Below are 15,186 nucleotides of genomic sequence, written 5' to 3'. Positions count from 1 at the left end.
TCCGTCAGCGTGTGGGCCTTTGGTTCGGGACGTACCCGAGGTCCATCGGCGCAGGGCCGGGCTGTCCAGCTGCCCGGGCGGTGCGCACGGCGTCGAGCAACGCGGGCAGGATCGGCGGCCAGAGCGGGTCGGCCTTCGGGTCGGCCAGTTCCGCCGGGGTCCACCAGCGCCAGCCGAGGATCCCGTCGGCGGCGTGGGCGCCGCTGACGTCCCCTTCCGGGCCGCGCCTCGGCCCGTGGGCGAGATAGATGTGCTCGTGCTGGCGCACCGGAATGCCGTGCCAGGTGAAGTCGTGCTCCCAGGTGCAGAGCAGGGTCTCGGGTCGCAGGTCGTGCCAGCCGGTCTCCTCGCGCAGCTCACGGCTCGCGGCCTGCAGCGGGCTCTCCCCGCCGTCCAGGCCACCGCCGGGCGGGTTCCAGTGCACGCCGACCTCGATGTTCTCGGAGCGGACCAGGAAGACCGCACCGTCCGGGTCGAGCACCACGGTTCTGGCCGCCTGCCGAGGAGTTCGCATGCCGTCAGCCTGCCAGCCGGGCGCCGCCGGTGTCGACAGCGGTCCGTTGTGCGCCCCGTCCTGCGGACTTCGCGCCGCCAAGTGCTCCCGACGCGCGCCACAGCGCACCGGTCGCCGTGCACGCCCGACGCGCGAGGCCGGCAAAGCGCGCGCCCCGCCGCCCTCGCGCCGCTAACCTGTGGGCCATGCCAGCCCCGACCATCCTGCTGCCACAGGATCCGCTGAACCCGCGCCGGGTCGACCCGCACTACTCCTACGAGGCCCAGTTGGTCCGTGGGCTGGGCGGCGAGACCGCGCTGGTGGACCACGACGCGCTGCTCGCGGGGGACGCCGCCGAGGCGGTCCGCCGGGTGCCGACCGGCACCGGCCCGGCCTGGTACCGGGGCTGGATGCTGCCGGTGGCCGCCTACACGGCCTTCGTCCAGGCCCTCGCCGATCGCGGCTGCCACCTGCTCACCAGTGCAGCCGCCTATGCCACGGCCCATGAACTGCCCGGCTGGTACGGCACCTTCGAGGGTGCCACGCCGGACAGCGTCTGGCTGGCGGCCGATCCGAGCCCGGCCGAGCTGGCCGAGGCGGTGGCGCGGCTGGGCGGCCACGGGCCGGCGATCGTCAAGGACTTCGTGAAGTCGCGCAAGCACGAGTGGCACGAGGCCTGCTTCATTCCCGAACTCGCCGACCTGGCCGGGGTGGCCCGGGTGGTGGGCCGGTTCGTCGAGCTGCAGGGCGAGTTCCTGGCGGGCGGGGTGGTGCTGCGGCGTTTCCATGCGTTCGCGCGGGTCGGTGCGGACGAGGTGGAGGAGACGGGTGAACGTACCGGGGGCCGCACTTCGCGCCAGGAGGGTGCCGAGCGGGCCAGCGAGGCACGGGTCTGGTGGGTCGACGGCGAGCCGGTGCTGACCGGGCCGCACCCCGACACGCCCGAGGTCTTTCCGGCGCCCGACCTGACCGTGGTGCGCTCGCTGGTACGGGCCCTGGGCTGCCGCTTCGTCACCACCGACCTGGCGCTCCGGGCGGACGGCGGCGGCTGGATGGTGGTCGAGGTCGGCGACGGCCAGGTGAGCGACCTGCCACGAGGCACCGAGGTGTCCGGGCTGCTCTCCTCCCTGATCTCCACCTGAGCCGTAGCCGACTCGCCGTCAGGGCTCGCCGTGAGGGACTTGTCGGCAGGGACTGGTCGGCACCGGCTCGCTGTCAGGGAGCGGGGGCAACGGCCGGCTCCGGGACACGCTGGGTGGGGATCGGCAGGCGGACGGGTCGCCCGGCGAACGCCGGCGCGGCCTCGACGGTGCGGGCGACCAGGGCCAGCGGGACGGCGGTCAGCAGCAGCGTGCCGCCCAGGACGGCCGCGAGCAGCGGGCAGCCCAGCCCAGCGACCAGGGTGGCGCCCGCCAGCGGGCCGCCTGCCAGGCCCAACGCGGAGGCCGCACCGGTCAGCACCGTCCAGCGACCGGTCGGGTCGAGCGCGGCCGCCACCCCGATCAAGTAGCTGAACACCAACGGGTAGAGCGCGTTCCAGAGCACCTCGCCGCCCGCGAAGGCGGCCGCCGAGCGAGCGTCCGCACTGACCGTGACGCAGACCGCGATGGTGGCCGTGCCGAGGCCCACCGGCACCACCCGCCCGGCCCGGTCCGCGAGCACGCCGGAGGCCAGCACGCCGACCAGCCCGGCACCGAGCGCCACCGCGAAGACCAGGCCGAGCCGCTGCTCGGTCAGGCCCACCCGGTGCTGCCCGATCTGTCCGCTGACTCCCCAGAGCGCGTTCTGCGCGAGCGACCAGAGCACCATGCTGCCCGCCAGTACCAGTCCGGCGGCGCGGCGCGGCAGGCGCTGGGAGCAGTGCGGGGCAGCGGTCGGATCCGGTGTCGGCGTCGGTGTGGGTGTCGGCGTCGGGTTCGGGTTCGGCGATGGCGTCGCGGGAAGTCGGAGGGTCAGCGGAAAGGCCAGTGCGCCGGTCAGCGCCAGGGCCAGGAACGGCAGGGCGTGCACGCTGCCGAGGCGCGGCAGCAGCAGGTAGAGCGTGCTGGCGGCGGCCGAGGTGGCGAGCAGGCCGAGCACGGTGGTGCGGTGCGGGTCGGGCGAGGACGCGATCCCGGTGGCAGCCACGGCGGCGGCGGTTCCCGCGCCGAGCCCGCCGAGCAGGCAGCCCACCAGCAGCAGTGCGGGTGCACCGACCGTGGCGGTGCCGGCAGCGGTGAACCCGGTCAGCAGCAGGACCAGTCCGCCCTGCGCGAGCCTGGCCCCACCGATCACCGCGACCCGACCGGCCAGGGCGATCCCTGCGAGGGCGGAGGCGAGCAGCAGGACGGTGCCGACGACGCCGGCCTGAGCGGCCGTCAGTTGGAGCTCGCCGGTCACCCGGCTGACGATGCAAGGCGCCAGATAGGCGGGCAGCGCACCGACCGTGAACAAGGCGACGAGCGGCAGCCGCGACCGGTCGGCGGCGAGGGCCACGCCGACGGGAGCCCTGGCGGGGCGGGTGCCGGTGCCGGAGCGGGTGCCGGCGGGGTTGGCGTCGGCAGGGGTGGCGCCGACGGAGGCGCCGAGCAGGCTGCCGGCGGTGGGAGCGTGGTGCGCAGTACTGCGCCCCGCCTCGCGGGTACGCGAAGACATGGGCTGGGGGCCTCTCGACCTCAAGGTGGTACGGGGGATCGCGTCCCGCTGTCCGCGCGGTCGCCCCGCCTGTTTACCAGGTCGGGGCGCCACCCGAGGACCAGGTGGCGCCCCGTGGGCCGCGTGTCAACCGGCTTGGCGCAGAGCCGAAATCGCTCCGTAATCAAACCACTGGCAGAACGGCCGATCGGCTAACAGATGGCAGCGGTTTTCAGCCGATCACCTCGGCCGAAACGTGGTCCGGATGACCGTCCGCGACGAAGGCCCGCCAGAGCTTGGCGTACGGACCGTCAGCCGCCAGCAGTTCGTCGTGCGTGCCGTCCTCGACCACCTGTCCGTGGTCCAGCACCACCACCCGGTCGGCCCGCTCGGCGGTGGTCAGGCGGTGGGCGATGACCAGTGTGGTGCGGTGGCCGGCGCGGTCCGGACGACCGTCGCGCAGCCGGTCGGAGGCGTTGTTGACGGCCGCCTCGGTGGCCAGGTCGAGCGCGGCGGTGGCCTCGTCCAGCAGCAGGATGTCCGGGTCCACCAGTTCGGCGCGGGCCAGTGCGATCAGCTGGCGTTGACCGGCCGACAGGTTGCGCCCGCGCCCGGCCACCTCGTGCTGGTAACCGTCGGTGAGCGCGCTGATCATCTCGTGCGCGCCGACCGCGCGGGCGGCGGCCTCCACCTCGGCGTCGGTGGCCTCCGGGCGGCCGTAGGCGATGGCCTCGCGGACGGTACCGGCGAACAGGTAGGCCTCCTGCGGAACCACGCCGAGGCGGTGCCGGTAGCCGGTCAGGTCGAAGCTGGTGATGTCGGTGCCGTCGATCCGGACCGTGCCGCCGGTCGCGTCGTAGAACCGCGCGACCAGCTTGATCAGCGTCGACTTGCCGGCGCCGGTCTCACCCACCAGGGCGACCGTCTGTCCGGCCGGGATCCGCAGGTCGATGCCGGTCAGCACGTCCGGGCTGCCGGCACCGCCGCCGTTGTAGGCGAAGCTGACCCCGTCGAAGTGGATCTCGCCGCGCAGCCGCTGCACCGGGACCGGCTCGGCGGCGGCCGGCGTGCTGGTCGGCGTGCGCAGCAGCTCGCGGACCCGGCCGAGGCCGACGGCTGCCTGCTGGTAGCCGTCGAAGATCTGCGAGAGCTGGTTGACCGGGGCGAAGAACAGGTCGATGTAGAGCAGGTAGGCGACCAGCGCACCGACCGTCAGCGTCCCGGCGTCCACCCGGGAGGCGCCCGCGATCAGCACCAGTGCGGCCGCGACGCTGGACAGGAACTGGACGAACGGGAAGTACAGCGAGATGTACAGCTGCGCCTTCGCGCGAGCCTCGCGGTAGGCCCGACCGCGCTCGACGAACCGGTCGACGGTGTCGCCCTCGCGGCGGAACGCCTGGACGATCCGTATCCCCGCGACGTTCTCCTGCAGGTCCGCGTTGACCGAGCTGATCAGTTCCCGGGACTGCTGGTACTGGGTGGTGGACTTGCGACGGAAGACCAGGGTGGCCACCGCCAGGACCGGCAGGACCGCGAAGACCGTCAGGGCCAGGCCGGTGTCGATGATCAGCAGGGCGGCGAAGATCCCGAAGAAGGTCAGCAGGCTGACCACCGCAGTGACCACGCCGGTCTGCAGGAAGGAGGAGAGCGCGTCGACGTCGGTGGTCATCCGGGTCATGATCCGGCCGGAGAGTTCCCGCTCGTAGTAGTCCAGGCCGAGCCGGTTGAGGTGCCCGAAGATCTTCAGGCGCAGGGTGTAGAGGACGCGTTCCCCGGTGCGGCCGCTGACCTTGGTCTCCAGGCTCTGCACCAGCCAGTCGAGCAGCACCACGAGCAGTGCGGCTGCCGAGGGGGCGGTCACGCCGGCCATGGCCGCCTTGGTGACGCCGTTGTCGATGCCGTGCCGGATCAGCACCGGCAGCACCAGTCCGGCCCCCGCGTCCAGCGCGAGCAGCACGAAGGCGAGTGCGAGCGGCGCGCGGAACGGCTTGAGCAGCCGGGCGAGCGAGAAGTGCAGGTCACCGGCGGCGGCGTCAGCGAGCGGGACGCCCGGCAGGTCGGTGGCCGGAGGCAGCGCGGCGACCTTGGCGAGCAGCTCGGGGTCGGCGGAGCGGGCGCCCGTGCTTCGGGAGGTGGGCCGCTGGCTGCCGGTGGAGCGGGTGCCGGTGGCGGGGGTGGTGACCGACGCCGGGGCCTCGGCTGTGGTGCGCGCTGCCGCGTCGGCCTTGAGGTCGGCCTCAGGGTCGGTGATCAGCGCGCGGTACTGCGGACATCGCTCCTCGAGCTCCGCGTGGGTACCGAGGTCGAGCAGGCGGCCGCGGTCCAGCACCGCGATCCGGTCGGCGAGCTGCAGGGTGGAACGGCGGTGGGCGATCAGCACGGTGGTGCGACCCGCCATCACGGTGCGCAGCGCCTGATGGATCTCGGCCTCGATCTGCGGGTCGACCGCCGAGGTGGCGTCGTCCAGCAGCAGCACCCTGGGGTCGGCCAGGATCGCGCGGGCCAGCGCGATCCGCTGACGCTGACCGCCGGAGAGGGTCAGGCCCTGCTCGCCCACCTTGGTCTGGTAGCCCTCGGGCAACTCTCGGACGAAGCCGTCGGCCTGCGCGGCGCGGGCGGCGGCCTCGATCTCCTGGTCGGTGGCGTCCGGGCGACCGTAGGCGATGTTGGCACGCACGGTGTCGGAGAAGAGGAAGCTGTTCTCCGGGACGATGCCGATCACCGAGCGGACCGAGTCGAGGGTGAGCTCGCGCAGGTCCTCACCGTAGAGCCGAACCGTTCCGCCGGTCGGGTCGTAGAAGCGCGGGATCAGCTGGGCGACGGTGGACTTGCCGGAGCCGGAGGCGCCGACCAGGGCGAGCGTCTCGCCCGGGGCGACACTCAGGCTGAGGCCGCGCAGCACCGGGGTGTGGGCCGGCTCCACGGAGCCGGGCTCGTCCGCGTGGTCGTACGACTGAGTCGGCTGGGTCGGCTGGGTCGGCTGCTGTGCCTGGTGCGGCTGGTGCGGCTGGTAGTGGAAGTCGACCTGGTCGAACTCAAGTACCGGGACGCCCGCCGCCGGATGCAGCTCGCGGGCGTCGGGGGCCTGCTGGACCAGCGGGCGCTCGTCGATCAGCTCGAAGACACGCTCCACGCCCGCGCGTGCCTGCTGACCGACCGTCAGCACCATGGTGAGCATCCGGACCGGACCGGTCATCTGGGCCACGTAGGTGGAGAAGGCGACGAAGGTGCCGAGGGTGACCGATCCGTTGACCGCCAGCCAGCCGCCCAGCGCCAGCACGGCGACCTGCGCGAGCGCGGGGACCGCCTGCAGCGCCGGAGTGAAGCGGCTGTTCAGTCGGATCGCCCGCAGTCGGGCGCTGTAGAGGCTGCGGGAAGCGTGCTCCAGCTTTCCGAGCTCCTGATCCTCCTGGCCGAAGCCCTTGACCACCCGGACGCCGCCGATCGCGCCGTCCACCACGCCCGCCACGGCCGCGGCCTCCTGCTGAGCGGCCCAGGTCGCGGGGAAGAGCCGCTTGCGGCTCAGCGTCGCCACCCACCACAGCGCCGGGCCCATCACCAGGGCGACCAGGGTCAGCGGGAGGGAGAGCCAGAGCATCACCGCGATGGACATGGCGAAGAGCAGCAGGTTGCCGGTCATCATCGGCAGCATCGACAGCAGACCGTGGACCAGCTGCAGGTCAGAGGTGGCGCGGCCGACCATCTGACCGGTGTCCAGCTCGTCCTGGCGGGCGCCGTCGAAGCGGGTGAGCGAGCGGAACAGGTCGGTGCGCAGGTCGAGCTGGACGTCGAGGGCGAGCTGGCCCGCGCTGTACCGGCGGATCTGGGTGAAGCCGAAGACCAGCAGGGCGGCAACGATCAGCGCGGCGGCCCACGGGGTGAGCGAGCGGGTGTGGGCGGTGATGACGTCGTCGATGATCAGCTTGGTGATCAGCGGGACGATGGCGGTCACCGCCATGCCGCCGAGCGAGGCGCCGAAGGAGAGCAGGAAGTTGCGACGGTAGCGCCAGCAGTAGGAGCCCAGACGGCGCAACCAGCCGGGCGTGGGGCCCGGGGTGGGCGTGCGGGCTGGGGTTGGGGCATGGGCTGGGGCGGCTGCCGTCTGGGACCTGGTGGGCGCAGCCGGGGCAGGCCGGGCCGAGGCGCCGGGAGCGGCGGGGGTGTGCCTCGCGGGGGCGGACGGTCCTTCGACTGTCCCCGCTGCGGGTATCTCCCTGGTGGAGCCGTGAGTCTCAGGCATATTTAGGGATACTAACCATTTCGTGAGGCGGTCGTCCACGACGTACCGACGGTTGGCACAGCTGACCTGGCACGAACCAACCGTCGCCGGCCGGTTTTCCTTCCCTCCCAGGCTGCGCCACCTGAAGCACCGGCGCACCGGTCGCCGGACGGAGGAGCCGGGGGGCGCTCGTCCTACGACTAACGCCGGGTCCGGATCCGGCCTGCGGCCAGCGCTCTACGGGGCCCGCGGTCTAGGCGGCGTTCCCATCGGACACGCCGGCCGCGTCGAACGCACCCTGGGCGAGGCGGTGCAGCAGGGCGGCCATCTCGGCGCGCGGCAGCAGGCCGACGCGCTCCGCGCCGGCGGCAGCCGACTGGCCGGAAGCCGACGACGGGCGAACGCCGATGCTGTGCGGCGTGGAGTTCAGCAGTCCGAAGACGGCGTGCACGGCGGCCCGGGCGGCCGGCTCGGCCTCGGGCGCGGCCAGCCCGGGGAACGCGGCCTGGACGGCGGCGACCCAGAGCTCGACGTACTCGCGCTGCAGCCGACGCACCTGGCGCCGGTCCTCCTCCTTGAGGTGGAGAAGTTCGCGGTCGTGCAGCGTGATGAGGTCGGAGTCGTCCAGCGCGAAGTCGACGTGGCCGCTGATCAGCGCGTCCAGCGCGGCCCGCGGGCCGTGCGCGGCGCCGGCCCGGCGGCGCCCCTCGTCCAGCAGCCGCTCACTGATCCCGACCAGGAGGTCGGCCAGCATCGCGTCCTTGCCGGAGAAGTGCCGGTAGAGGCCCGGACCGCTGATCCCGACCGCCTTGCCGATCTCGTCCACACCTACGCCGAGGAAGCCGCGGGCGGCGAAAAGCCGAGCAGCCTCGCGGCGGATCTGGTCGCGGCGGGGGGTCGCGGGGACACCAGGGCTGTTCGACATGAATCCCATCGTAGACAGGGGGGTTATCGCTGGTTAACCTGGCCACAGGAGTTAACAACCATTAACTTGGGGGCGCGGGGCCTACCGGCCTCTCCGTCCACTGGTTTCCGGGAGCAAGGGAGCTCTTGGGATGGCCCTGTCGATGCCCGGCTTCACCCCTCATGATCCGTGGGGGAACGCCGGAACCACGGGAGCCGGCGCACTGACGGCTCCAGGCGCGGCTTCGGCCGTCGGCCCGTCCGCTGGTGCGGCGTCCGCTCTTGCGGCGTCCTCGGTGAGCCCTGCGGCAGCTGCCCCGGCGCCGCGGCTGCGCTCGGCCGTCGACCCCGGCTCGGCCGCCTTCCGGACCAACACCGAGGCGCACCAGGCTCTGGTCGCCGAGCTGCGCGAGAAGCTCGGCCAGGCCGCGCTCGGCGGGGGCGCCAAGGCACGGGACCGGCACACCGCGCGCGGCAAGCTGCTGCCCCGGGACCGGGTGGACACCCTGCTCGACCCCGCCTCGCCGTTCCTCGAGATCTGCCCGCTCGCGGCCGACGGCCTCTACGACGGCGCCGCCCCGGCAGCCGGTGTGATCGCCGGAATCGGCCGGGTGGCCGGGCGCGAGGTCATGGTGGTGGCCAACGACGCCACCGTGAAGGGTGGCACCTACTACCCGATGACGGTGAAGAAGCACCTCCGGGCACAGGAGGTGGCACTGGAGAACCGCCTCCCGTGCATCTACCTGGTCGACTCCGGCGGCGCCTTCCTCCCGATGCAGGACGAGGTGTTCCCGGACCGGGACCACTTCGGCCGGATCTTCTACAACCAGGCCCGCCTTTCGGCCGCCGGCATCCCGCAGATCGCCGCCGTGCTGGGCTCCTGCACGGCCGGCGGCGCGTACGTCCCGGCGATGAGCGACCAGGCCGTGATCGTCCGCAACCAGGGCACCATCTTCCTCGGCGGGCCACCGCTGGTGAAGGCGGCGACCGGTGAGGTGGTCACCGCCGAGGAGCTGGGCGGCGGCGAACTGCACTCCCGCACCTCGGGTGTGACGGACCATCTGGCCGAGGACGACGGACACGCGCTGGACATCGTGCGCACCATCGTGGCCGGCCTCGGCCCGCGCACGGCCCACCCGTGGCCGCTCTCCCCGGTCGAGCCGCCGGCCGTCGACCCGGCCGAGCTGTACGGCGCGGTACCGGTGGACCCGCGCACGCCGTACGACGTCCGCGAGGTGATCGCCCGCCTGGTGGACGGAAGCCGGTTCGCGGAGTTCAAGGCCGAGTACGGCGCCACCCTGGTGACCGGGTTCGCCCGGATCCACGGCCACCCGGTCGGGATCGTCGCCAACAACGGCGTGCTCTTCGCCGAGTCCGCCATGAAGGGCGCGCACTTCATCGAACTGTGCGACCAGCGCGGCATCCCGCTGCTCTTCCTGCAGAACATCACCGGCTTCATGGTCGGCCGCCAGTACGAGGCCGGTGGCATCGCCAAGCACGGCGCCAAGATGGTCACCGCGGTGGCCTGCACCCGGGTGCCGAAGCTGACCGTGGTGATCGGCGGCTCGTACGGAGCCGGCAACTACTCGATGTGCGGTCGTGCCTATTCACCTCGCTTCCTGTGGATGTGGCCGGGCGCCAAGATCTCGGTGATGGGCGGCGAGCAGGCCTCCTCGGTCCTCGCCACCGTGCGCCGCGACCAGTTCGAGGCACGTGGCGAGGAGTGGCCCGCCGAGGCCGAGGAGGAGTTCAAGCGCCCGGTCCGGGAACAGTACGAACGGCAGGGCAACGCGTACTACGCCACCGCGCGACTCTGGGACGACGGCGTGATCGACCCGATGGACACCCGGACGGTGGTCGGGCTGGCCCTGACCGCCTGCGCCAACGCCCCGCTCGCGCCGCCCGCTCCGTACGGCGTGTTCCGGATGTGACCTGGGCTCTCTCCGGGCCGCCCCGGTCTGCCCGCTCCGTCCCCTCGTCCTCTTCTGCTCCACTCCCTCGCCTCGGAGGAACACCTCCCATGTTCGACACCGTCCTGGTCGCCAACCGCGGCGAGATCGCCGTGCGGGTGATCCGCACCCTGCGACGGCTCAGCGTTCGGTCGGTCGCCGTCTACAGCGACGCCGACGCCGACGCCAGGCACGTCCGCGAGGCCGACCTCGCCGTCCGGCTCGGCCCCGCCGACCGCAGTGACAGCAGCGCCGCCGAGACCTATCTGCGGGGCGACCAGATCATCGCCGCAGGCCTGCGCACCGGTGCCCAGGCCATCCACCCCGGCTACGGCTTCCTGGCCGAGAACCCCGGTTTCGCCAAGGCCTGCGCCGAGGCCGGACTGGTCTTCATCGGCCCGCCGGCCGCGGCCGTGGAGCTGATGGGCGACAAGATCAACGCCAAGGAGGCGGTCCGCGCGGTCGGCGTGCCCGTGGTGCCCGGCAGCCGTGGCGGGGCGACCAGTGACGAGGAGCTGATCCGCGCCGCCGAGGAGATCGGCTACCCGGTGCTGATCAAGCCGTCGGCCGGCGGCGGTGGAAAGGGCATGCGGCTGGTCCGCGACCCTGCCGAGCTGCCCGCCGAGCTCGCCGCGGCCCGCCGGGTGGCCCGCACCGCCTTCGGCGACGACACCCTGCTGCTGGAGCGCTGGGTCGACCGCCCCCGCCACATCGAGGTACAGGTGCTGGCGGACGCCCACGGGACCACCGTGCACCTCGGCGAGCGCGAGTGCAGTCTGCAGCGCCGGCATCAGAAGCTGATCGAAGAGGCACCCTCCGTTCTGCTGGACCCGCAGACGCGGGCCGCGATGGGGGCCGCCGCCGTCCGGGCGGCCGAGGCTTGCGGGTACACCGGTGCAGGCACGGTGGAGTTCATCGTGCCCGGTGACGATCCGGACGCGCCCTCGGCCGGCGGCCGGGGAGAAGCGGAGCCGGGAGCGGCGTGGGGGGCGGACGCGGAGTCGGGAGCGGACGCGGAGTCGGCAGCGGACGGGACGGCACCGGTCCGCGAGTTCTTCTTCATGGAGATGAACACCCGCCTCCAGGTCGAGCACCCCGTGACCGAACTCGCGGTCGCGATCAGCAGGTCGGCCACCGGTCGGTCCGCCACTGCACAGCCGGGCACCGTGCAGCCGGGCACCGCTCAACCGGACCGTCCGTCCGTCGCCTGGTCAGCCGGACCGTCCCCGGCCGGCGAGTCCGCGCCGGAGCGGCTCGACCTGGTCGAGTGGCAGGTGCGGATCGCGGCCGGTGAGTCTCTGTCGTTCGCTCAGTCGGACGTCTCCTTTCTCGGTCATGCCATCGAGGCCCGGATCTGCGCCGAGGACCCGGCCCGGGACTTCCTGCCGACCGGCGGCCGGATCCTCCTGCTGGACGAGCCGCGCGGTGAGGGCGTGCGGGTGGACTCCGGCCTCACCGCCGGCACGGACATCGGCAGCGTCTACGACCCGATGCTGGCCAAGGTCATCGCCTACGGACCCGACCGCCCGACAGCGCTGCTCCGCCTGCGCGCCGCGCTCGCGGACACCCGGATCCTCGGTCTGACCACCAACACCGGCTTCCTGCGCCGACTGCTCGCCCACCCGGAGGTGGTCGCCGGCCGACTGGACACCGGACTGGTCGAGCGAGCCGTCCAGCAACACCCCGAACTGCTGGACGACAGTCGCGACCGTTACACCTCGCGGGACCTCGCGGTGGTCAGCTCCGAGGTACCGTCAGCCGCCGCCTCCGCGACCGAGCAGTCGCCCGCCGTCTCGGAAGCCGTCTACCTCGCCGCGGCACTCGTGCGGCACCTGCTGCTCGCGCCAGCCTCCTCCGACGGCTGGACCGATCCCTTCGCGCTCCCTTCCGGTTGGCGCCTGGCCGGCGAACCGGCCTGGACGACGCACCGACTCCGCGTCTCCGGGCAGGACCCGGTGTCGGTACGAGTACGACCTGTCAGTGCCGACACCGTAATCGAGGCCTCTGACAGTCCGTCAACGGGTTTCCCGGAGTTGCTGGTCCGTCTGGGTGACGGGCCGATCCGCCGGGCCCGCGCCACGCTCGGCGGCACGAGTCTGTCGCTCACCCTCGACGGTCTGCGCTCCACCTTTGCGCTCGCCACTGACAACGCCCCGGCGGCCGGCGTCGGGCCGGTGATCTGGCTCGGCAGCGACGGCGACAGCTGGGCGGTGCACCCCTACGACCCGGTCGCCGACCGCACCGCGTCCGCCGACGCGCACCACGGTGCGCTCACCGCGCCGATGCCGGGCACGGTCACCGTGGTCAAGGCCTCGGTGGGAGACGTGGTCCGGCGCGGACAGGCCCTGCTGGTCCTCGAGGCCATGAAGATGGAGCACGTGATCTCCGCGCCGCACGACGGCACGGTCAGCGAGCTGCACATCACCGCAGGCAGCACCGTCGCGATGGAGCAGCTGCTCGCGGTCGTCCTGCCCGACGAGACGGCCGCCACCACGGAGCCCGAGGAGGTGGCTTCCTGATGAGCACTCAGAACCAGGCCCCCGACAACTCCACCCGTTCGGAGCAGTCGGCCGACCCTGGAGTGCTGGAACTCGGGCTGCCCGCAGTGGTCCGGGACCCGGCGCTACCGGCCCGGGTGCGGATCCACGAGGTCGGCGCCCGCGACGGCCTGCAGAACGAGAGCTCCCTGGTCCCCGTCGAGGTGAAGGCCGAGTTCATCGCCCGACTCGCTGCGGCCGGGCTCCGGACCGTGGAGGCCACCAGCTTCGTCCATCCCAAGTGGGTCCCCCAGTTGGCCGATGCGGAGGAGCTGCTCCCCCGGGTCACCGGCCTGCGCGAGCAGTACCAGGGACTCCGGCTGCCGGTGTTGGTGCCCAACGAGCGCGGCCTCGAGCGGGCGTTGGCTCGCGGGGCCGACGAGATCGCCGTCTTCGCCTCCGCCACCGAGACCTTCGCCCAGCGGAACCTCAACCGCTCGATGGCGGAGGCGCTGGAGATGTTCCGCCCCGTCGTCACCCGGGCGGTCGAGGCCGGCGTGGGCGCCCGCGGCTACCTCTCGATGTGCTTCGGCGATCCGTGGGAGGGCCCGGTCGGCGCCGACCAGGTGGTCACCGCTGGGCTGCGGCTGCTCGAACTCGGCTGCGCGGAGCTGAGCCTGGGCGACACCATCGGCGTCGCCACGCCGGGGCAGGTGGCCGGACTGCTCGAAGCGTTCGACCGCGCCGGGGTCCCGGTGGAGCGGCTCGCCGTGCACTTCCACGACACCTACGGGCAGGCCCTGTCCAACACCCTCACCGCGCTGCGGCACGGCATCACCGTCGTCGACGCCTCGGCCGGCGGGCTCGGCGGCTGCCCGTACGCGAAGAGCGCCACCGGCAACCTCGCCACCGAGGACCTGGTGTGGATGCTGCACGGTCTCGGCATCGAGACCGGCGTGGACCTCACCGCGCTCGCCGCCACCAGTGCCTGGCTGGCCGGGCGGCTGGGACGTCCCAGCCCGTCCCGCGCGGTCCAGGCCCTGGTCGGCGCCGCCACGCTCCCGTCCTCGACAGGCTGATCAACCGGTGCGCTGTGCCGATGCGAGGCATCGGCACAGCGCGCTCCGTTCTGGCGCGCCATCGCGCGCCGTTTCGCCTCTGCGACACCCGTCGCGCCACCCTGCGCCCGGCACACCCAATCGGGCGAACCAATGGAGGATCAGATGCTCGACCACCGACTGGATTCCGAGTACGAGGAGCTTCGCCGCACCGTCGCGGAGTTCGCCAACGATGTGGTCGCGCCGACGATCGGCGACTTCTACGAGCGGGAGGAGTTCCCGTACGAGATCGTCAAGGAGATGGGACGGATGGGCCTGTTCGGCCTGCCGTTCCCCGAGGAGTACGGCGGCATGGGTGGCGACTACTTCGCGCTCTGCCTCGCCCTGGAGGAGCTCGCCCGGGTCGACTCCTCGGTTGCCATCACCCTTGAGGCCGGCGTCTCGCTCGGCGCGATGCCGATCTACCGCTTCGGCACCGAGGAGCAGAAGCGCGAGTGGCTGCCCCGGCTGGCGCGCGGCGAGATCCTCGGCGCCTTCGGCCTGACCGAGCCCGAGGGCGGCTCCGATGCGGGCGCGACCCGGACCACGGCCCGGTTCGACGAGACCACCCGGGAGTGGGTGATCAACGGGACGAAGTGCTTCATCACCAACTCCGGCACCGACATCACCGGCCTGGTCACGGTGACCGCGCTCACCGAACCGATCGCTCGTTCGAGTGAAGGGGGCGCTGATCCCTCGTCAAAGCGGGAGATCTCCTCCATCATCGTGCCTGTCGGCACCCCCGGGTTCCAGGTGTCGAAGAAGTACTCGAAGGTCGGGTGGAACGCCTCCGACACCCGCGAGCTGTCCTTCACCGATTGCCGAGTCCCCGAAGTCAACCTCCTCGGCCAGCGCGGCCGGGGCTTCGCCCAGTTCCTGCGGATCCTCGACGAGGGCCGCATCGCCATCGCCGCCCTGTCCACGGGATTGGCCCAGGGCTGCGTCGACCAGTCGCTCAGCTACGCCGCGACCAGGCGGGCCTTCGGCCGCCCGATCGGGGCCAACCAAGCCATCCAGTTCAAGATCGCCGACATGGAGACCCGCGCCCACATGGCACGCCTGGCCTGGCGGGACGCGGCCTCCCGGCTGCTGCTCGCCGAGCCCTTCAAGAAGGAGGCCGCCATCGCGAAGCTCTACTCCTCCGAAGCCGCGGTCGACAACGCCCGCGAGGCCACCCAGATCCACGGCGGCTACGGCTTCATGAACGAGTACCCGGTCGCCCGCTTCTGGCGCGACAGCAAGATCCTGGAGATCGGCGAGGGCACCTCCGAGGTCCAGCGGATGCTGATCGCACGCGAGTTGGGCATGAACTCCTGACCCTGCGCAGGTCACCATCGCGGTCCTGACGGCCGGTCACCCCGCCGGCCGTCGGGACCCCACCCCGACCCTCCCAGGCCCCGCCTGTCCATTGGTCGTCCACGGGGTCGGCCCGACG

9 protein-coding genes and 1 pseudogene are annotated in these 15,186 nt (G+C 72.6%); 6 read left to right on the top strand and 4 right to left on the bottom strand.

Annotated elements, in window-relative coordinates:
- Positions 1-4 precede the first annotated feature (4 nt).
- Entirely contained in the window at positions 5-514 is a 510-nt protein-coding gene (locus BR98_RS28435) for an NUDIX hydrolase (protein WP_035849078.1), read from the bottom strand.
- 185 nt (positions 515-699) lie between these two features.
- Between BR98_RS28435 and BR98_RS28430 the strand changes: the two genes are divergently transcribed.
- The gene (locus BR98_RS28430; RefSeq protein ID WP_035849075.1) at positions 700-1,635 is read left to right on the top strand and encodes an ATP-grasp domain-containing protein; all 936 of its coding nucleotides are present in this window, start codon (positions 700-702) and stop codon (positions 1,633-1,635) included.
- Positions 1,636-1,708: 73 nt separating this feature from the next.
- Here the strand turns inward: BR98_RS28430 and BR98_RS28425 are convergent, their stop codons facing one another.
- The 3 genes from BR98_RS28425 to BR98_RS28415 all read right to left on the bottom strand — a co-directional run bounded on the left by BR98_RS28425 (position 1,709) and on the right by BR98_RS28415 (position 8,250).
- The gene (locus tag BR98_RS28425) at positions 1,709-3,127 is read right to left on the bottom strand and encodes an MFS transporter (protein WP_063774855.1); all 1,419 of its coding nucleotides are present in this window, start codon (positions 3,125-3,127) and stop codon (positions 1,709-1,711) included.
- A 211-nt stretch (positions 3,128-3,338) separates the two neighbouring features.
- Positions 3,339-7,139 carry an ABC transporter ATP-binding protein gene (locus tag BR98_RS28420; protein ID WP_035849072.1) on the bottom strand — a complete coding sequence of 1,267 codons (3,801 nt, stop codon included), beginning with the start codon at positions 7,137-7,139 and terminating at the stop codon, positions 3,339-3,341.
- A 439-nt stretch (positions 7,140-7,578) separates the two neighbouring features.
- Positions 7,579-8,250 carry a TetR/AcrR family transcriptional regulator gene (locus BR98_RS28415; RefSeq protein WP_035849060.1) on the bottom strand — a complete coding sequence of 224 codons (672 nt, stop codon included), beginning with the start codon at positions 8,248-8,250 and terminating at the stop codon, positions 7,579-7,581.
- Positions 8,251-8,392: 142 nt separating this feature from the next.
- Between BR98_RS28415 and BR98_RS28410 the strand changes: the two genes are divergently transcribed.
- From BR98_RS28410 to BR98_RS28395, 5 genes and pseudogenes are all read left to right on the top strand, one after another.
- Entirely contained in the window at positions 8,393-10,159 is a 1,767-nt protein-coding gene (locus tag BR98_RS28410; protein WP_407639544.1) for a carboxyl transferase domain-containing protein, read from the top strand.
- Positions 10,160-10,248: 89 nt separating this feature from the next.
- Positions 10,249-11,316: pseudogene (locus tag BR98_RS42805) on the top strand (ATP-binding protein); the annotation flags it as partial.
- 27 nt (positions 11,317-11,343) lie between these two features.
- A complete protein-coding gene (locus BR98_RS42800) occupies positions 11,344-12,696 on the top strand; it encodes a biotin/lipoyl-containing protein (RefSeq protein ID WP_456152117.1) in 1,353 nt (450 codons plus the stop codon).
- A 65-nt stretch (positions 12,697-12,761) separates the two neighbouring features.
- Positions 12,762-13,733 carry a hydroxymethylglutaryl-CoA lyase gene (locus BR98_RS28400; protein WP_035854181.1) on the top strand — a complete coding sequence of 324 codons (972 nt, stop codon included), beginning with the start codon at positions 12,762-12,764 and terminating at the stop codon, positions 13,731-13,733.
- Positions 13,734-13,877: 144 nt separating this feature from the next.
- Complete coding sequence (locus tag BR98_RS28395; protein ID WP_035849052.1) at positions 13,878-15,068, top strand: acyl-CoA dehydrogenase family protein; 1,191 nt, start codon at positions 13,878-13,880, stop codon at positions 15,066-15,068.
- The last annotated feature ends 118 nt before the right edge of the window (positions 15,069-15,186 follow it).

It is taken from the genome of Kitasatospora azatica KCTC 9699 (assembly GCF_000744785.1).
Taxonomy (GTDB): Bacteria; Actinomycetota; Actinomycetes; order Streptomycetales; family Streptomycetaceae; genus Kitasatospora; species Kitasatospora azatica.
This window is presented reverse-complemented; position numbering and strand designations above follow the sequence as displayed.